The sequence below is a fragment of the Prosthecobacter sp. GW821-HT29F12 genome, assembly GCF_058803405.1.
Window position 1 is genome coordinate 4,526,233 of the sequence record NZ_CM179517.1, and the last position, 17,923, is coordinate 4,544,155.

16 protein-coding genes are annotated in these 17,923 nt (G+C 60.5%); 6 read left to right on the top strand and 10 right to left on the bottom strand.

Translation table 11 applies throughout. The features are described from left to right. The 7 genes from kdpA to AC3RLQ_RS18615 form a co-directional block, all read right to left on the bottom strand. A complete protein-coding gene (gene kdpA / locus AC3RLQ_RS18585; protein WP_493030151.1) occupies positions 1–1,713 on the bottom strand; it encodes a potassium-transporting ATPase subunit KdpA in 1,713 nt (570 codons plus the stop codon). 12 nt (positions 1,714–1,725) lie between these two features. Continuing rightward, positions 1,726–1,809 (bottom strand): K(+)-transporting ATPase subunit F, encoded by an 84-nt coding sequence (gene kdpF, locus AC3RLQ_RS18590; protein ID WP_486353101.1) that lies wholly within the window; start codon positions 1,807–1,809, stop codon positions 1,726–1,728. A 12-nt stretch (positions 1,810–1,821) separates the two neighbouring features. Continuing rightward, entirely contained in the window at positions 1,822–1,947 is a 126-nt protein-coding gene (locus tag AC3RLQ_RS18595) for a hypothetical protein (RefSeq protein WP_422317190.1), read from the bottom strand. A 58-nt stretch (positions 1,948–2,005) separates the two neighbouring features. Then, positions 2,006–3,952: a potassium transporter Kup gene (locus AC3RLQ_RS18600; RefSeq protein ID WP_493030152.1), complete on the bottom strand. Its 1,947-nt coding sequence runs from the start codon at positions 3,950–3,952 to the stop codon at positions 2,006–2,008. A gap of 102 nt (positions 3,953–4,054) precedes the next feature. Continuing rightward, positions 4,055–4,384 carry a pyrimidine/purine nucleoside phosphorylase gene (gene ppnP, locus AC3RLQ_RS18605; protein ID WP_487679371.1) on the bottom strand — a complete coding sequence of 110 codons (330 nt, stop codon included), beginning with the start codon at positions 4,382–4,384 and terminating at the stop codon, positions 4,055–4,057. 68 nt (positions 4,385–4,452) lie between these two features. Then, the gene (locus tag AC3RLQ_RS18610) at positions 4,453–5,508 is read right to left on the bottom strand and encodes a prenyltransferase/squalene oxidase repeat-containing protein (protein WP_493030153.1); all 1,056 of its coding nucleotides are present in this window, start codon (positions 5,506–5,508) and stop codon (positions 4,453–4,455) included. A gap of 81 nt (positions 5,509–5,589) precedes the next feature. After that, entirely contained in the window at positions 5,590–6,315 is a 726-nt protein-coding gene (locus tag AC3RLQ_RS18615; RefSeq protein ID WP_493030154.1) for a uracil-DNA glycosylase family protein, read from the bottom strand. 90 nt (positions 6,316–6,405) lie between these two features. Here AC3RLQ_RS18615 and AC3RLQ_RS18620 point away from each other — a divergent pair, with 90 nt between their 5' ends. The 4 genes from AC3RLQ_RS18620 (at position 6,406) to AC3RLQ_RS18635 (ending at position 12,896) form a co-directional block, all read left to right on the top strand. Then, positions 6,406–7,377, top strand: a complete 972-nt coding sequence (locus tag AC3RLQ_RS18620) for a trypsin-like peptidase domain-containing protein (protein WP_493030155.1) — start codon at positions 6,406–6,408, stop codon at positions 7,375–7,377. 40 nt (positions 7,378–7,417) lie between these two features. Further along, positions 7,418–9,253 (top strand): hypothetical protein, encoded by a 1,836-nt coding sequence (locus AC3RLQ_RS18625; RefSeq protein WP_493030156.1) that lies wholly within the window; start codon positions 7,418–7,420, stop codon positions 9,251–9,253. A 22-nt stretch (positions 9,254–9,275) separates the two neighbouring features. Beyond that, complete coding sequence (locus AC3RLQ_RS18630; protein WP_493030157.1) at positions 9,276–11,531, top strand: FG-GAP repeat domain-containing protein; 2,256 nt, start codon at positions 9,276–9,278, stop codon at positions 11,529–11,531. Positions 11,532–11,615: 84 nt separating this feature from the next. Next, on the top strand, positions 11,616–12,896 hold the full coding sequence (locus AC3RLQ_RS18635) for a dihydroorotase (protein ID WP_493030158.1): 1,281 nt from the start codon (positions 11,616–11,618) through the stop codon (positions 12,894–12,896). Positions 12,897–12,898: 2 nt separating this feature from the next. Here AC3RLQ_RS18635 and AC3RLQ_RS18640 read toward each other — a convergent pair whose 3' ends face one another. Further along, positions 12,899–13,561, bottom strand: a complete 663-nt coding sequence (locus AC3RLQ_RS18640) for a response regulator (RefSeq protein ID WP_493030159.1) — start codon at positions 13,559–13,561, stop codon at positions 12,899–12,901. A gap of 4 nt (positions 13,562–13,565) precedes the next feature. Further along, on the bottom strand, positions 13,566–14,729 hold the full coding sequence (locus AC3RLQ_RS18645) for a sensor histidine kinase (protein WP_493030160.1): 1,164 nt from the start codon (positions 14,727–14,729) through the stop codon (positions 13,566–13,568). A gap of 308 nt (positions 14,730–15,037) precedes the next feature. Here AC3RLQ_RS18645 and AC3RLQ_RS18650 point away from each other — a divergent pair, with 308 nt between their 5' ends. Further along, positions 15,038–15,922, top strand: a complete 885-nt coding sequence (locus AC3RLQ_RS18650) for a polyprenyl synthetase family protein (protein ID WP_493030161.1) — start codon at positions 15,038–15,040, stop codon at positions 15,920–15,922. Here the strand turns inward: AC3RLQ_RS18650 and AC3RLQ_RS18655 are convergent. Further along, the gene (locus AC3RLQ_RS18655) at positions 15,916–16,539 is read right to left on the bottom strand and encodes a LolA family protein (protein ID WP_493030162.1); all 624 of its coding nucleotides are present in this window, start codon (positions 16,537–16,539) and stop codon (positions 15,916–15,918) included. The two genes, AC3RLQ_RS18650 and AC3RLQ_RS18655, sit on opposite strands and share 7 nt — an antisense overlap. Before the next feature lie 126 nt (positions 16,540–16,665). On the opposite strand from AC3RLQ_RS18655, the gene fabF reads away from it, so the two are divergent. After that, on the top strand, positions 16,666–17,910 hold the full coding sequence (gene fabF / locus AC3RLQ_RS18660; protein ID WP_493030163.1) for a beta-ketoacyl-ACP synthase II: 1,245 nt from the start codon (positions 16,666–16,668) through the stop codon (positions 17,908–17,910). Positions 17,911–17,923: the final 13 nt, after the last annotated feature.

Sequence of the window (17,923 nt, forward strand, 5' to 3'; positions counted from 1 at the left end):
TTAGAACAAGCGGCCCTGCGCCGTGAGGAAATGCTCAACGATGGGACCGAGGGCGAGAGCGGGCAGGAAATTGAGCGCGCCAATGAGCAGCACGGTACCGATGAGCAGCGCGGTAAACGTGGCGCCGTTCACTGGAAAGGTGCCCGCGCTCGGCGGCACGGCTTGCTTGCCCGCGAGTGAGCCTGCCAGCGCCATGATGGGCACGATCATGAGGAAACGGCCGACGAACATGGCAATGCCGAGCGTGGTATTGTACCAAGGGGTGTTGGCTGTGAGACCTGCAAAGGCGCTGCCGTTGTTTCCGGTGGCGGAGCTGTAGGCGTAGAGCATCTCGCTGAGGCCATGCGGGCCGCTGTTGTTCAGACCGGCGACGCCCCATTCGCTCACACAAGCCCAGGCAGTGAAGCCGAGGATGCTGAGCGTGAGCACCAGCAGCGTGAGCATGCAGAGCTTGACCTCCTTGGCCTGGATCTTCTTGCCCAGATACTCCGGCGTGCGGCCCACCATGAGTCCCGCGATGAAGACCGCGAGGATGACAAACACCAGCATGCCGTACAAACCTGCGCCCACACCGCCAATGACGACCTCGCCCAGCTCGATCATGAACAGTGGCACGAGTCCGCCGATCGCGGTGAAGGAGTCGTGCATCGCATTCACCGCACCACAGGAGGCGGCAGTGGTGATGGTGGCAAACAGCGCCGAATTGAAGATGCCAAAGCGCACCTCCTTGCCCTCCATGTTGCCATCCGCTGCGGCGATGCCGAGCTGCTGATGGATCGGGTTTCCGGCGGCTTCAGAGTGTGCGCAGACGAGCACACCGCCGACAAAGAACACCATCATGGCGGCCCATACGGCCCAGCCATGCGCCTGATTTTTCACCATGCGCCCGAGGTAGTAGGTCAGCCCGCTGCCGATGGCGAAGATCGAAAGCATCTGGATGAAATTCGAGAGCGGTGTCGGGTTTTCGAAAGGGTGAGTGGCGTTCGCATTCATGAAGCCGCCGCCATTGGTGCCCAGCATCTTGATCGCCACCTGCGAGGCCATCGGCCCCTGGGCGATCACCTGCTCTGCCCCTTCGAGGGTCTTCACCTTGGTGTAGCCGTCAAAGTTTTGGATCATGCCCTGCGAGACAAGGAAGATCGCGAACACGACGCAGATTGGCAGGAGGAGGTAATAAGTGACGCGGACGAGATCGACCCAGAAGTTGCCGACGGTCTTCACGGAACTGCGTGCAATGCCCCGCACCAGAGCCGCCGCGATGCCAATGCCGACGGCAGCAGAGGTGAAGTTATGAAACGTCAGCCCGACCATCTGCGAGAAATAGGACATGGTGGCCTCACCGCCATAGCTCTGCCAGTTGGTGTTCGTCGTGAAGCTGACGGCGGTGTTGAAGGCCAGGTGATGGCTCAAAGCCGGCAGGCCCTGCGGATTGAGCGGCAGGACATCTTGCAAACGCAGGATTGCATAAGTGAACACCACGCCCATGAGGCTGAAGGCCAGCATGGCAAAGGTGTACTGTCGCCATGTTTGCTCGCGCTGAGGATCGATGCCGATCAGCTTGTAAGTGAGCTTTTCCACCGGTTTGAGGACCGGATCCAGCCAGGGGCGCCCGTCAGCATCGAGCACCTGCATGAGATACAGACCCATCGGCTTGGTGATGAGTGTGAGGAGGCCCAGATATAGGGCGAATTGCAGCCAGTCTGTGGAGTGCATGATGATTTCGAGTTAGAATTTTTCAGGACGCAGCATCGCCACGGTGAGATAGGCGAGCAGAGCGAGGGCGATGAGCCCGACGAGGATGGTTTCCATGGCTCGGGTGGATTAGAGGGTTTCACAGCCACGGGCATAGAGCCCGGCGAGGATGAAGCAGGCCACTGTGAGGCCGAGGTAGATGAGATCGTTCATGGCGTGGTGGAATGTTGTTCCACCGCCAAGATGCCTGCTCACCGGATCCTGCCGAGTTAAAGGCAGGACGTGCGGCGTCAAAAATGCGTTAAAGCGGGGCTTAAATCTCCACCTGCTGTCCCAGTTCGATCACCCGGCCCACGGGAATCTGGAAGTAAGTGGCGGGCTGCTGCGCCAGTTTGCTGGCGAAAGCGAAGAGGTGTTCGCGCCACCTCACCATGCCTGGTTTCGGGCTTGGCACGATGATTTCGCGCCCTAGGAAGAAGGTCGCCTTCTCCGCCGAGACCTCCAGATCTTGATTGGAACATTGGCGCAGCAGGCGCGGCACATCGGGCTTCTGCATGAAGCCGAAGCGGCCGGTCACACGCCAGAAACCTTCAGCGAGACGTTCCACTTCCACACGGCGGCTCGGCGGCACCCAGGGTTCGTCCTCGGTGATCAGCGTCATGAAGATGACGCGCTCATGGATGGCCCGGTAGTGCTTCAAACTGTGCAGCAGGGCGATGGGGGCACGACCGCTGGTGCTCGACATGAAAATGGCGGTGCCGGGCACGCTGACGGGAGGGTTGCGTTTCAGGCTGTCGCAGAGCATTTCCTGACTGAGCGAGCTTTTCTCCATCGAGGCACGCACCAGTCGGCGGCCCGTGGCCCAGGTCGTCATGAGCGTGAAGATGATCACACCGACCACGAGCGGGAACCAGCCGCCGTCGAAGAATTTCACCAAGTTGGCGCTGAGGAAGGAGATCTCAATGGCGGCGAACAGCAGGCATAGCGGCAATGTTTTGAGCAGCGACCACCGCCACAGGTGACGTGCGGCAAAATAAAACAGGAAGGTGGTGATGAGCATGGTCATCGTCACGGCCACGCCGTAAGCAGCGGCCAGATTCGTCGAGTTGCGGAAGGCCAGCACCAAGGACAGACAGGCCAGCATGAGCAGCCAGTTCACCAGCGGAATGTAGATCTGACCGCGGGCGTGTTCCGACGTGTGGCGGATGCTGAGGCGTGGCAGGTAACCCAGCTGCACGGCGCTGAGCGTGAGTGAGTAGGTGCCGGTGATGAGCGCCTGCGAAGCGATCACCGTGGCAGCCGTGGCGAGCAGCACGAGCGGCAGAGTGGCCCAGGAGGGAGCCATTTGGAAGAAGGGTGCATGCGCCAGATCCGGCTGCTGCATGAGCATGGCCCCCTGGCCGAGATAGTTCAATGCCAGCGCCGGCAGCACGAGCGAGAACCAGCCACGGCGAATCGGCCCGGCACCAAAGTGCCCCATGTCCGCATACAGCGCCTCACCGCCGGTGACGGCCAGAAACACACTGCCGAGAATCACGAACGACTTGTGGCCACCAGTCGTCAAAAAATGCCAGCCGTGCAAAGGATTAAACGCCGCAAGGATTTCCGGGCCCTTAATCAGGTGCGACACACCGAGTGCCGCGAGCGACACGAACCACAGGCCGGTGATCGGACCAAAAAAGCGGCCCATGCGTGCCGTGCCGAGAAACTGCACCGAAAACAGCACGATGAGAATCACCATGGTGATGCCCATAATGAGCCACTCCCGCTGATCGTCCCATAACAATGCGGCAGCAGCGTCCGCCGGCGGGCTGCCGAGCAAGCCACCATCCTTGAGACCTTCGATGGCGCTGAGCACGGAAATGGCGGGCGTGATGATGCCATCCCCAAACAGCAGTGCAGCGCCAAACAGACCGAGCAGCACGATCACAGCGCGGCGTTTCAAAGCCTCCGACATGCCATGCGACGCCAGCGCCATGAGGGAGAGCACGCCGCCTTCGCCCTTGTTGTCCGCACGCAGCACGAAGACAAGATACTTCACACAGACGAGCACGATCAGCGCCCAAAGCACCAGTGAAACAACTCCCAGCAGATTTGCGTGCGTCGCGGCCACATGATGCGGGCTGTGCGGACTGAAGCACTCCTTGAGAGTGTAGATCGGGCTGGTGCCGATGTCGCCGAAGACCACACCCAGCGCCGCGATGACGAGGGTGGTGGTGGAATGCTTGTGGAGGCCGGGCTTGTCTGTCGTGTCGTTCATGACGGCGGGAGGATCATCAGAAACGTTCTCGCCTCCAGTGAACGCCCTTGATGGGTGAGTTAAGAATGTGTGAAGATGCTGACGCCACCCATAAAAGCCGGCTCAATCCAGGAAAGAGCAGATGTATTCGCAGATGCCGGAGCTGACGCTGATGTCGAAGCCGCTGTTGGCAGGAACATCGAAATACTGTCCGCCCGTGTAGGTTGTTTTGGCATCGCCGCCATCAAGCTTCACGACGCAGTCACCGGCCACAATCTCCATGCGCTCCGCCTTGGCGGTGCCAAAATGGAAATCACCGGGATAGATGAGGCCCAGGGTTTTCTTGCTGCCATCAGGAAACAAAATGCTGTGGCTGACGACTTTGCCGTCAAAATAGACGTTCGCTTTGGTGACGGCGGTGACTCCGGAAAATTCGGCGGGGATGGCTGACATAAGGGGCGAGAATTAGGCGATCTTTTCGCACGCGGCAAGCACCGACCTGCTTATTGACTCACAACGGATTACTTCACCGGCACCCCCTGCAGCAGACCAAGAGCGGCCCACGAACATCCCCAGTAGGTGTAAATGCCGGTGGCATCCTTGAAGGATTTCGCTTTGGCAGGGCCGCTGCGGTCAATCTGGCTGATATGCGTGATGTCGATGGGCCAGCTGCCATCTGCGCGCTGGGTCTGGAGCAGCCAGAGCTGGGCACGTGCAATGGCGTTCGCTGCGGATGAATCCGCAGCATTTTCCTGCAGCACATAGAGCACCTGGCCGGTGGCGAGAACGTCACTCATGTTTTCGCCAAGGATATAGCTCCAGCCTCCATCGCCGCGCTGCCGTTTGACGATGTCTTTGATCAAAGTTTGGGCATCCTCCGGCTTGCCAAAGCGGCGTGCATAGAGCGTGCGGAAAACGAGCGACTCCATGGTGGTGGGCGCGTCCTTCTTTTGCAGCGCTGGGGCGGCCTTTGCGTGCACTCCGTCAACTTCGGGTGCCGCCGGCTGCGGAGTGGCAAGAGCGATCAGGTGGAGGCGTAGGGCGTTGGCCTGCGCATCACCCGCGCCCCGTTTCTGCATGCCGGAAAACTGCCCGGCGGGACTCCATGAACCGTCCGGCTTTTGCTCAGCAGCGATCAGTTTGGTCAATTCAGGCGCGGACCGCTCCGGGAGGGCCAGGATCATCAGCGCGGCATCTTCAAGCCCCGGCCGCTTGTCCGTTGCACGCTCGACAGCCCATGCCAGCCATTCCTCGTACTTTTTGGCATCCACGGCAAATCCCCGCCGCTGCGCCTCGCGGTGGCTCCAGAGCATCTCCGGCATGTGATGGCAGCCGTTGCAGTTTTTGGCAGTCATCCATTCCTCCCCTTCCCTCTCAATAAAGCCCAGGCTCTTGGTGATGCCGGCGCGAAGTTCCGTCTCGCTCGGTGGCTTCACCGGCTCCGCAGTTTTCGCCGGAGCTTGCCTGGCAGCTTCGGCAGGATTCGCCGCCGCTGGGAGCTTGTCATCCGCGTGGCCAACCGACACAGAGCCCCACATCAACACGAGCATGCACGTCAGGTTGCGAATCTCGTTCATACAATCTTGAACGCTCTTGCGGCGGAGTTGTTGCAGCGGCGGCACGGCTGGCTAAAACCCCGCGCGTCGGGCAAGTATGAATCACTCCCACACGCCCAGCTTCACCAGTTGCTTCGTGGCGGCTCCGGCCCAGTCGCGATTGGCAGCGGGGCTGGCCGGGCTGGGGTGCAGCACGCGGCCGGTTTTGAAGCTGCCCTGCATGGCTTCCTTCGCACGATTCGCGCGCTCTTCGGCGAAGGCTCCCACGCCGATCACCCATTCGGGCTGCAGGGCGGCAATGACGGCGCGCAGATGTGCATCACAGGCGGCTTCCATGGCGGTGGTTTCGGCGGCGGGCAGTTTGTCCGGCGTGTGGTTGCGCCCGCTGGCCTCGATGAAAACGAGCGGGCAGTAGTTGGCGACGAAGTGGTCTTTAAAGAAGGCTTCCGCTTTGCCGAACCTCTGGGCAAACAAGCCCCACAGGCGTCTGCCGCTGACTTCGGAATTTGGGCAGTCAAAGCCGACGACGGGGCGCTTCGGATGTTCGCGCTCCGGTTTGCCCACCGGCTCGTGGATGCCCATCCAGTCGCGCACGGCGGCGATTTCGCCGAAGGGAACGCCGGTCTGCGTCATGCCAAAGGGGCCGGGGTTCATCCCCACGAGCACGACCTTTTTGTGAGTGCTGCCAAAGCGGCGCAGGTAGGCCTCATGCGGCACCCAGGCGTAGTCGAGCGGCTGATAGACATACTCGACCGGCGCGGCAAAGCGCAGCGGGCGCAGGGTTTCGCGCAGGGTCTGGGCAGCGGAGATGAGAGCGTTGGCGGGCATCGGTGCATGAGATGCGCGGAGATTCGTCGAGTCAAGATATGCAAAAAGAACTCGTATCCTCAAACTCGTCCGCTAGAGTTTGAATCCGTAATGCGAAACAACCTGAGCTTCGGAATCCTGGTGGCGGCCTGCCTTGCGGCCTCATCGTTGTCGGCGGAAAACGTCAAGATCGTGCTCAAAAACGGCGCTGAACTGCGCGGCGAAGTGCTCAAGGACCGTGAAGACGCCGTGGTGCTGGATCTCGGCCATACCGTCCTGACCGTGCCGCGCTCGGAGATTTCTATTTTGGAAAAAGCCCTCACATCCGGCACCAAAACCGCCGCCGTACAAGGCGAGGACATCTACTTCGTGGAGCCTGCCCGCGAAGCCATGACGGTGGAAAAGAACGTCCAGCGCGTGGCGGAGTCCGTGGTGCAGATTCAAACGGCCTCCGGTCTCGGCTCCGGCTTCATCATCAACAAGCTCGGCTACGTCATCACCAACCAGCACGTCATCGCCGGGGAGCGCGAGATCACCGTGGTGGTGTATCGCAAAAAGCCCGACGGCCTGGAGAAGCAGCAGTTCACGAAGGTGAAGATCATCGCCATGAACGGCTTCCTTGATCTCGCCATTCTGCAGATCGACGACGCTGCCGTGGCCAGCCTGCCTTTTGTCCCCATGGGCGACTCCGATGCCCTCACGCAGGGTCAGGACGTGTTTGCCATTGGCAGTCCATTGGGGCTGGAGCGCTCGGTTTCCAAGGGCATCGTCAGCATCCGTGCACGCGAGAGTGGCGGCCGCTGGTACATTCAAAGCACGACGCAGATCAACCCCGGCAACTCCGGCGGGCCGCTCTTCAACGCACGCGGGGAGGTCGTGGGTGTGAACAACATGAAGACCGCCGGTGTCGGCGTCGAAGGCCTGGGCTTTTCGATTCCTTCGAATGTGCTGAAGCTCTTTCTGAAAAATCGCGAGGCCTTTGCCTTTGACCCGCGTAATCCCAACAGCGGCTTCCGCTATCTTCCTCCTCCTGCACCACCCCAGGAAAAAATTAAGCCGGAATCTGTAACCACAGGCGGCTGATTTTTCTGTACTTGGTATCATCCGCCTCCTTCCATCTTTTATGAAACGCGCCTCCATCCTCTTTTCACTGCTGCTTGCCAGCATCCTCCCCGCCTCCGCCGCCGATCGGCTGGAGCAATGGTACAATCTCATGCCCAAGGACACAGTCGGTGTCATCGCCATCAAGAACACTCCGGAACTGCTCACCGACTGGGACAAGAGCAACTACGCGAAGTTCATGCAGGACGACGAAGCCAAACGCTGGATGGCCCCCATGCGCAAGGACGGCGACACTCCCTGGGACAAGTTCTTCAAGGACACCTACGGCAGCGGGATGTACGATACACTCAAGGATTATCCAGGTGCGCTGGCGAGCTTTCTGGTGATCGGAGACATCACCCAGTTCGACAAAAATCCGCCAAACGTTTCGCTGTGTGAAGTCGCCGGCAAGCAGAAGGAGATCGAGGCCCACAAGCTCGCCGAAGTGGAAGCCAAGAAAAAGGAGAACGCAGACGTCAAGCTCCGCACCGAAGACATCGGCGGCGTAAGTGTGCAGATCGCCGCGCTGTCTGACGCTGCGGATGCGCCATGGATTCTGGCCTGGGCGGTGGTCGGAGACGTGATGATTGAGGCGAACACCCACGCGCTCATGGAATACATGATCGGCGCCCTGAAGAACAACGCCGGTGATCCACCTGGAGCCGCACGCGAGCACCTTTCCCGCGTCGGCCAGGTGACCAACGGCGGCGGTGACATGCTGCTTTATTTCAACGGCGTGAGGCTGCTCGACCTCGGCGAGCAGGCGTTCGCGGCTGCGGAGGCCAAAAAGAAAGCGAACGGGGAGAAGGCTGCCGCCGGCGGACTCGACATCTTCAAGCCGAAGATGATCATGGACATGCTCGGCGCGCAGGAACTGCAGGCCTTTGCCATCACCGCAGAATTGACGGACACCCAGTCACGCATGGACGTGACGATCCTGCATCTGCAGAAGCCCACGGGACTTCTCTCCTTGATGCGCGGTTCCAGCAACGAAGTGACGCTGCCCGCCTTCATCCCCGCAGGCATCCTGACCGCCAGTGTTTCACGCATGGATTTCGGCACGGTGTATGACGGCCTCCTGGGCATGATTGGAAAACTTGGCCCCATGGCGATGATGGTGACGATGCAGATTCCTCAGCTCGAAGGCCAGCTGGGCTTCAAGATCCGTGAGGATCTCTTCGGCAGCCTGGCCGATGAAGTCATTCAGGTGCAGGATGGCAGTGGCACCAAGGAAAGCCAGGTCATGGGCTTCAAGATCAAGGATGCCGACAAGCTCGGCGGCGCGCTCGAAGGTCTGAAGCGCTACGTCGGCGCCGGGTTCGGCGCCTTTGAGGAGAGCGATTACCTCGGCTTCAAAATCAACACGCTCAAACTGACCCAGACGGCCAACGCCGCCACCGAAGTCGCCTTCTGCAACACCGGCAAGTATCTGTTCATCTCTGTGGGCGGCCAGGACACGCTGAACAAAGTCCTGGGTCGCATCAAGGATCCATCCGGCCCCAGCGTCTGGGACAATCCGCATGTGCAGAATCTCCTCTCGCTCGTTCCCAAAAACTACAGCGGCGTCGGAGTCACGGATGCTGGCCGCCTGATGAACACGATCGCTACAGCCGCCGCCACGCTCGAAAGCAAAACTGGAGCCAAGGGCAAGGCGGCCGCGAAAAAGAAAGGCCCCGGCAAGAAAGCCCTGACACCCGAAGAAACGGTCGCCGCAGCTGCTGGCGGCTGGTTTGATGCCAGTGCACGTCCATCCAATGAGACCTTCGAGCGCTACTTTGGCAGCCTGCTCAGCACCACGTACTCTCATCCGGACTCCATTCAGGTTCACTACCTGACCACTCCCGTCGAGGCCAAGTAAGCTCCCCACCCCATCGCACGCCATGCGTCTCGCTTTCCTGCCGTTGCTCTTTGCGACCAGCGTTCTTGCTGAAAAACCCGCACTGTATTTCGACGGCCCGGAGATCGTAAAACTCGACTGGAACACCGCCAGTCCGCATGCCGCTGACTTCAATGGCGATGGCCTGACCGACCTCGCCATCGTCAATGCCTCACGGGCACGCATCGAGTTTCTCCTGCAGCGCAAGGACGGCGTGCAGTCCGGCGCGCCGGAAAAATCCGCCCGCGCTGACCGCTGGAACCCGATCCTTGAAGTCTCCCGCTTCGACAAGCAACCGCTCGTCATTGGCCGTGCCGCGCTTGCCCTCGTCGTGGGTGACTGGAATGGAGACAAGAAGGCGGACATCGCGTTCCTCACCGATGAGGACAAACTCGTGCTGCGCATGCAGGACGACAAAGGTGCCTGGGCTGCCAAACGCGAGTTCACCCTCGACTCCACCGCAGACGATACGGAAGTGCTCGTCGCGCGCGATTTGAACGGTGACGGGCGCGATGACATCGCCCTGCTCACCAGCACACGTTTGATGGTGCTGCTGCAAACCAAGCCCGGCGAGTGGGCTGAGCCGCAGAACTACGCCCTTGGCGAAGGCGGCTGTGCTGGATTGGCCAGCACCGATCTCAACGACGATGGACGTGCCGACCTATTCTACACCGCCCCGGACGGTGACGCGCTGCTCGTCCGTCTGCAGCATGAAGGCACTACCTTTGGCGAGGAATGGCGGCTCGAAATCCCCGCCGCGCGCCACTGGCTGCATGCCATTCGCCTCGGTGGCAAGAAATCCGGCGTCGCCTGGATCCAGGATGAAACGAACATGGTGGAAGTCGCGAAGCTCACTCAAGGCGCCGCCGAACCCGACTCCGACCACGCCGCCACCATCCGCTATGCCATGCCGCCCACGGAATCCAAAAACGGTGCCGTGGCCTACGGTGACCTGACCGGCGACGGGCATGCCGACGTCATTATGTCCGAGCCCAAGGCAGCGCGCGCCTGGTTGTTTCAAGGCAGCGCCAGCGGCACCTTCAGAGAGGGGCGCGAGTTCCCCATCCTCAGTGGTGTGGAGTCCCTGGCCATCGCTGATGTGGATGGTGACAAGAAAGCCGAGCTCGTGCTGCTCAGCCCCGGAGAGCAGTCCATTGGCGTGGCCCACTGGCAGGACAACCGCCTGCTTTACCCCGAGATCATCTATCAGGCCAAAGAGGGAGAAACCCTGCTCACCCTGACCACCGATTCAGCCGTTCTCTGCGTCACCGAGATCAAGTCCAAGCCCCAGCTCGTCACGCTGCGCAAGACCGCCGGAGCCAAAGACTTCACCGCCACCACTCAGGAGCTCACCGTCAAGACCGGCCGCATCAACGGCATCCGCGTTGTTGATGCCAATCAGGATGGCCGTGGCGATCTCGCCTTGTTTTCCAATCTCGGCCCCATGCAGTTGCTGCTGAGCACCACGGACGCCAAAGCACCCCACAAGCGCGTCGAAGGCATCCCGGATTCTTTTGTGAGCAAACTCACACCCGCCGCTCTGACCACGGGCGATCTGGATGGCGACGGCAAGGCGGAAATTATCATCGCCCATCAGCAGCTGGCGCGCGCATTCAAGGTCGATGCCGATGGCAAGGCGACCATCGTGGAGCAGTTCAACGCCCCCGATGCCGCCGCCGAGCTGCACAGCGCGCTGGTCTCCCGCAAGGACGGCAAGGTCTCCGTGCTGCTGATCGATGCCACACACAGCAAGCTGCACGAACTCACCGCCGGCACCGACCGCGTCTATCGCGCGGACCACACCCATGCGCTGCCCGCCATGACGCCTGAGCAGTGCGTCCTGCTGACTGCGGAGAAAAGCACCAAGCTGCTGCTGCTTGGCAAAACCAGCTTCCAACTCGCACCTTTGGATGGCTCCACGCTCAAACTCGAAACTGTGGCCACCTTTGACAGCGAATTGAAGGACACTACGCCCTCAGACCTCATGGCCGCTTCGTTCTCCGGCGAAGATGTGGATGACATCGCCCTGATCGACACTGCCAAAAGCCGCGTGATCGAAATCTTCCGGCCCGCCGCCGGGCAGAAATGGGAGAGCGCCATGTACTTCCGTGTTTTCGAGACGGATCCTCATTTCCGTGGCAAAACGGGCCTCGAAAACGAGCCGCACGACTATGCCGCGCTAGATCTCAATGGCGACGGCCGCCTAGACCTCTGCCTGCTCACGCACGACCGGGTGCTGCTGTATGTGCGGAAGAAGTAATAAGCAGGGCGGGCGCCGCCCGCCTCCGACGATCTCATTTCACAGGCTTGCACAGGCTGAAATCATGCCTGACATCATGGCTGCATGAAACGCCTTTACCGCAACGCCCAGATCGCCAGCGAAGACAGTCCCCAGCTTCAGACAGCCGATGTGCTCGTCGAGGGCGGCCAGATTATCGGCGTGGCATCAGGCATCACCGGCGTCGAAAACGCGGAAATCATCGACTGCACCGGCCGCATTCTGCTGCCCGGGCTTTTTGACATCCACGTCCATGCCCGGGAACCCGGCCAAGAGGACAAGGAAAACATCGCCTCCTGCGCCGAGGCCGCCATCAATGGCGGCGTCACCGGCTTTGTCATGATGCCGAACACCGCGCCCGCCATCGACAACGCGGGCGTCGTGCGCAGCGTGCTGGAAAGCGCCCGCCGCACGCGCATCGGCCCCGGCATCTACACCAGCGGGGCCATCACCAAGGGCCGCAAGGGAGAGGAACTCGCCGGCATCGCAGGCATGAAGTCCGCCGGCTGCGTCATGCTGACCGATGACGGCTACGCCGTGGACAACCCCCAGGTGCTGCGGCGCGCGATGGAATACGCGCGTGATTACGACCTGCCGCTGGCCAGCCATTGCGAGCTCAAGGCGCTCAGCGGCAAGGGCTGCATGCATGAAGGCAAGATCAGCTACGCGCTCGGCCTGCCCGGCATCCCGAACATCAGCGAGGAGATCTGCATCTCACGCGACATCCGCCTCGCCGAATATACCGGCGTGCATCTCAACATCCAGCACGTCACCACCATCGAAGGCATGCGCACGATCAAACGTGCCAAGGATCGCGGCATTCGTGTCACCTGCGAGATCACGCCGCATCATCTGATGTTCAATCATGAGCACATCGGCGATTACGACACTCACTACAAGATGAATCCGCCACTGCGCACGCCGGAGGACAATGCCGCGCTGCTCCAGGGCCTCAAGGACGGCTGGTTCGATGTCATCGCCACGGACCACGCCCCGCACACACCGTTTGAGAAGAACCAAGACTTCGCCAGCGCCCCCTTCGGCATCACCGGCCTCGAAAGCGCCCTGGTCTCGCTCTACGACAACTTCATCGCCAAAGACATCCTGAGCTGGCAGCTCATCGTCACACGCTACAGCGCCGAGCCGCGCCGCCTCATGAAGCTGGCACCCGTTCCCATCAAGGAAGGCGGCGCCGCCGAGTTCATCGTCTTCAATCCCGCCCGCACCACCACCTTCAGCCGCGGCTTCATGAAGTCGAAAAGCATCAACACCCCCTTCCTCGACAAAACCCTGCAAGGCATGGTCGAGCGTGTGATGTATCGCGGTGAGGAACTGCTGGCGCGGTAATTTCAGCCCAGCCCGAGATCACGCGCCTTGAGCGCGGCTCCCGTGCGGTCGGCCACCTGCAGCTTGTCCAGAATGCGGGTCATGTGATTCTTCACGGTCCCTTCAGTAAGGCTCAGGGCAGAGGCAATTTCCTTGTTGCTCATGCCACGCACCAGATGCTGGAGAATCTCCACTTCACGCTCAGAGAGCATGCTGGCGAGGCGGCGTTCCTCACCACTCAACGCGATGGGCCGGGAGAGGCGGTTGAACTCCGCCACCACGTGGGTGGCAATGGTGGGCTGCAGGTAGGTCTGGCCGGCAGCGACGACCCGGATGGCATCCAGCATTTGGGGCATCGGAGTGTTTTTGAGAATGTAACCGGAGGCACCTGCACGCAGAGCCTCAAAGACATCCTTTTCCTGATCAAAGACACTGAGCACCAGCACCCGTATGCCGGGATGCTTGTCACGAATGCGCCGGGTGGCCTCTGCTCCGCACATCACCGGCATTTGCAGATCCATCAGCACGACCTGCGGCATGTGTTCTGCGGTCATTTTCAGGGCTTCCTCGCCATTGGCAGCTTCGGCAACCACCTCCACACTGCTGTCGAGTTCAAGCAGGATGTGCATCGCTTCACGAAACGATGCCTGATCATCAACGAGAAGGGTCTTGATGGGTGAGTTCATGCGTTCAAGCAGGGATGATCATGCGACAGCAGCCTCCACCCTGCTGCTCCGTTCCTGCGAAAAACTCACCATTGAGCAATGCCGCACGTTCGCGCAGGCCTTTCAATCCATGGCTGTTTTCCGGGATTCGGCTGAAGCCGCGGCCATTGTCCGTCACACTTAGCATGATGCGTGCATCCGAAGTAAAATCCAGATGCACCGCGATTTCCGACGCACCCGAATGCCGGCACGCGTTGGTGATGCCCTCCTGCGCACAGCGATAGAGCGAAATCTCCACCAGAGATGGCAACGCACGTGACTTTCCAGACTGCTGCAACACCAGCTTCAGCCCGGGCCGTTCAGCACCTGTGATCAGCGAAGTCAGCGACTCGGCAAGCGTGCGCTGCTCCTGCGGCGTCGCACGCAGGGAGGCCACCGAACGTCGGATTTCCGCCAGCCCTTCACGGCTGGCGCGCTGCGCCTTCTGGACCGCGTCCAGCGCACGGGCGGGCTCCTGCTTCATCAAAGACTCCGCAACATCGAGCTGCGCCCCCACCACCGTCAGGCTGTGCCCCACCGCGTCATGGATCTCCCGCGCCAGGCGGTTGCGCTCCTGCTCCACGGCGAGCAACGCCGACTGCTCTGCCTGCAGTTCGAGCTGAGCATTGGCGGTGCGCAGTTCCGCCGCCAGACGCGTCGTGTTCATGCGCTGCCTCGACGCCTGCGTCATCGCAAAGGAACAGCCCATGATGAACACACTGGTGGAGATCTGGCCGCACATCCAGAATACCGCCGGATTCAGGCCACGCATGGTGTATTCATGCGCGGTGGAGATAGCCAGAGTAATGAACAGCACCAAAAACATGTGCCGGCGCCTTCTCAAAAGCACTCCAGCGAAACCAGCCACGGGCATCCAAAACCATTGCTGCATACCGATAGGATTGAATGACCCGGCCAGATGGTTGCAGATGAGAGCAAGCAGGGCTTGCACGCCGAGAATTCCGACGACTTGCACTCTGTTGTGGCCTATTTCCTTTTTAGGACGCTCCTCCTGATAAAGGTCGAATAACAATCGTTTGAGGAAAAAGAGATTCCAGAAAAACGTCAACAATCCCACCACGATCAGCTTCGTCGCCTTGGCAACAATGTTGCTTTGGATCATGAGACAGCCAATCCAGGCGATGGGCATCAGGCTGATCCATGCCAGGATCGCAGCCGCGACCAAAACCATCCAACTGGCGGAGAGATACTTACCTTCAGGACGTGCCCCTCCCACCTTTAAACCTCCATGGTTGAATGATTTAGACACTTTTATTGACAGCATGAATCGGCATATCTTTCACAGATTTGTCTTATTCGCGACAACTCCCAGCATTACATGACTTTAGTCATAATCAGCGAAAGCACCCCCATTGAGGCGATGGAACCCTATCCCGGGTTCCCTCTTCTGTTAATCTCGCTTGAATTGAGGCGGACTCACGGCTTCACAATCACCCCATGTCCGATCTCAAAGAATACCTCGCCCAGCGCTGCCAGTTTGTCGATACAGCGCTGAACCGTCTCATCCCGGGCTCGGACACGCGGCCGATGATACTGCACCAGGCGATGAGGCACAGCATGTTCGCAGGCGGCAAACGGCTGCGGCCGATCCTCTGCCTAGCGGCGGCGGAAGCCTGCGGCGGCACGGCGGACGATGCCGTTTACAATGCCTGTGCCGTCGAATGCCTGCACACCTACTCGCTCATTCACGATGATCTGCCCTGCATGGACGACGACGACATGCGCCGTGGCGTGCCGACCTGCCACAAGGTCTATGGCGAGGCCATCGCGCTGCTGGCGGGTGATGCCCTGCAGGCCCTGGCATTTGAACTGGTGACGAAGACACCCATGTCCTCGACTCATCCCACGGCGGTGATGGTGCTGGAACTCGCACGCACGGCAGGCAGCCTTCATCTTGTGGGTGGTCAGGTGGCGGATCTGGAAGGCGAAGGCAAAAAGCTTCCTTTGGAAGACCTGCGTTTCATCCATGAAGGCAAGACCGCAGCACTGCTCACCACTAGCGTGAAGCTGGGCGGCATGAGCGCCAGCGCGAGCCCTGAGCAGATGCAGGCATTGCATGAATTCGGCATGGCCACCGGTCTGGCCTTCCAGATCATCGACGACATTCTCGACGTGACACAGACGAGCGAAAAACTCGGCAAAAGCGCCGGCAAGGACATCGCGGCAGAAAAGAGCACCTACCCGGCGCTGATGGGCTTGGAAGCCTCCCGCGCAGAAGCGCACCGCCTCACCGAGGTGTCACACCGCGCGCTGGATGTGTTTGGTGGCGCCGCCTTGCGGCTGCGCCAGCTTTCCGACCACCTGCTGAACCGGGATTATTGAGGCCTAAACAGTTGAGCTAAATCGCCCACAAGCTTCTCCGGCGGGCCAAAATTAAGCAGCAGCGTGGAGCCGTCTCCCTGCACCACGCGGAAGCCGAGGAGCCGCCTGCCGCCGGGCTCGATCTGCATGTCGAGCTGCCGAAGATACTTTTTGATGAGCAGCGGCCGTGGAATCATGGCCACGGTGGTGTAGCTCTTCTCCTGCTGGGTGACCTTGAGTGTGAAATTGTTCGTCAGGGATTCAGTGTCCATTTCCCGGCCGCTGAGGAATTTCATCCAGATGCGCACCCGGCTGTCATCGGGCTTCAAGGTCTGCCAGGAGGCGTCCGCGCTTTCTTTGAGGCGCACGGTTTCCTTGTCGAAGACCAGGATCGTCGTTGCGGGCGATCCCAGTTCCAGGCGAAAACGGCCGTCGGTCATGCGCCAAAAACGACCGCTGGTGCTCACAGGCTCCTTGAGAGCAGGGGTGGTGCGGGTCTGCTGAAAGGCGACTTTGATGCTGCCAATGCCTTTCTCAGCCGCCATCCACTCACGCATCACGGGCGGAATGAGGGCAGGATCCGGCGCCGCCTGGGCGGGCAGCGTCAGCCAGAGAGCGGCGGCAAGAAAGGATGACAAACGAATCACACTTTGAGCATGACACCCAAAACACCCAGGTCTCAAGCTTTTCGCTGCCATGTTTTCCCTTGCCCCCCCGTGCAATCCGTGTTCTCTGAACTTTCGAACCAACCCCTATTTATACACATGAGCGAGCGTCGCGTAGTCATCACCGGCATGGGAGTTATCTCCCCGGTCGGCAATACCAAAGATGACTTTTGGAAGAACATCCAGGCAGGAAAGAGCGGCATCCGTCGCATCCAGTCCATGGACACCGAAAAGTACGACTGCAAGATCGCGGGCGAGGTGGTGGATTTTGATCCGACCGTACACTTCAACAATCACAAGGACGCACGCCGCGCCGACCGCTACTTCCAGTTTGCCATGGCAGCCTCGAAAATGGCCGCCAAGGACGCCGGTCTGAACCCGGACAGCCTGGACCCGCACCGCGTGGGCGTCATGGTCGGCAGTGGCATCGGCGGTCTCGGCACCTTGGAAACCCAGTATGAAGTGCTGCTGACGAAGTCCCCTTCCCGCGTCTCCCCCTTCATCATCCCGATGATGATCTCGAACATCGCCAGCGGCATGATCGCGGCGGAATACGGCTTCATGGGGCCTAACATGGCCATCGTCACGGCCTGCGCGACTTCCAACAACAACATCGGCGAAGCCTGGCGGAACATCAAATTCGGCGATGCCGACGTGATGATCTGCGGCGGCGCTGAAGCCTCCATCCGCCCCTGCGGTCTGGCCGGATTCGCCAACATGAAGGCGCTGAGCATGCGCAACGACGACCCTGAGCGCGCTTCCCGCCCCTGGGACAAGGACCGCGACGGCTTCGTCATGGGCGAAGGCGCCGGTGTGGTCGTCATTGAAGAACTCGAGCACGCCAAAAAGCGCGGTGCCACCATCTACGCCGAACTGGTCGGATATGGCGCCACGGCAGATGCCTACCACCTCACATCCCCGCATCCCGAAGGTCTGGGCGCGGCCAAGTGCATGGAGATGGCCCTGCGCCACGCCAAGCTGAACGTGACGGATGTGCAGTACATCAACGCCCACGCCACCTCGACCCCCGTCGGCGATTTGTGCGAACTGCGCGCCATCAAGCGCGTGTTCGGTGAATACGCCACGAAGGGACTGCTGGTCTCCGGCACCAAGTCGATGACCGGTCACCTGCTCGGCGCTGCCGGCGGCGTGGAACTCATTGCCTCCATTTACGCCATCAAGGACCAGGTGGTGCCACCCACGATCAACGTCGAAAACCTCGACCCCGAGGTGGACGTGGACGTGGTGCCAAACACCGCCCGCCCGGCCAAAGTGGACGCCGTCCTGAGCAACTCCTTCGGCTTCGGCGGACACAATGCCGCGCTGCTTATCAAGAAGTTCTGAGGCTCATCGCTGC

What these genes read in the sequence shown, in the direction of transcription:
- kdpA (WP_493030151.1), bottom strand. Translation starts at nt 1,713, where the DNA reads ATGCACTCCACAGACTGGCTGCAATTCGCCCTATATCTGGGCCTCCTC.
- kdpF (WP_486353101.1), bottom strand. Translation starts at nt 1,809, where the DNA reads ATGGAAACCATCCTCGTCGGGCTCATCGCCCTCGCTCTGCTCGCCTAT.
- AC3RLQ_RS18600 (WP_493030152.1), bottom strand. Translation starts at nt 3,952, where the DNA reads ATGAACGACACGACAGACAAGCCCGGCCTCCACAAGCATTCCACCACC.
- ppnP (WP_487679371.1), bottom strand. Translation starts at nt 4,384, where the DNA reads ATGTCAGCCATCCCCGCCGAATTTTCCGGAGTCACCGCCGTCACCAAA.
- AC3RLQ_RS18610 (WP_493030153.1), bottom strand. Translation starts at nt 5,508, where the DNA reads ATGAACGAGATTCGCAACCTGACGTGCATGCTCGTGTTGATGTGGGGC.
- AC3RLQ_RS18615 (WP_493030154.1), bottom strand. Translation starts at nt 6,315, where the DNA reads ATGCCCGCCAACGCTCTCATCTCCGCTGCCCAGACCCTGCGCGAAACC.
- AC3RLQ_RS18620 (WP_493030155.1), top strand. Translation starts at nt 6,406, where the DNA reads ATGCGAAACAACCTGAGCTTCGGAATCCTGGTGGCGGCCTGCCTTGCG.
- AC3RLQ_RS18625 (WP_493030156.1), top strand. Translation starts at nt 7,418, where the DNA reads ATGAAACGCGCCTCCATCCTCTTTTCACTGCTGCTTGCCAGCATCCTC.
- AC3RLQ_RS18630 (WP_493030157.1), top strand. Translation starts at nt 9,276, where the DNA reads ATGCGTCTCGCTTTCCTGCCGTTGCTCTTTGCGACCAGCGTTCTTGCT.
- AC3RLQ_RS18635 (WP_493030158.1), top strand. Translation starts at nt 11,616, where the DNA reads ATGAAACGCCTTTACCGCAACGCCCAGATCGCCAGCGAAGACAGTCCC.
- AC3RLQ_RS18640 (WP_493030159.1), bottom strand. Translation starts at nt 13,561, where the DNA reads ATGAACTCACCCATCAAGACCCTTCTCGTTGATGATCAGGCATCGTTT.
- AC3RLQ_RS18645 (WP_493030160.1), bottom strand. Translation starts at nt 14,729, where the DNA reads ATGCCCATCGCCTGGATTGGCTGTCTCATGATCCAAAGCAACATTGTT.
- AC3RLQ_RS18650 (WP_493030161.1), top strand. Translation starts at nt 15,038, where the DNA reads ATGTCCGATCTCAAAGAATACCTCGCCCAGCGCTGCCAGTTTGTCGAT.
- fabF (WP_493030163.1), top strand. Translation starts at nt 16,666, where the DNA reads ATGAGCGAGCGTCGCGTAGTCATCACCGGCATGGGAGTTATCTCCCCG.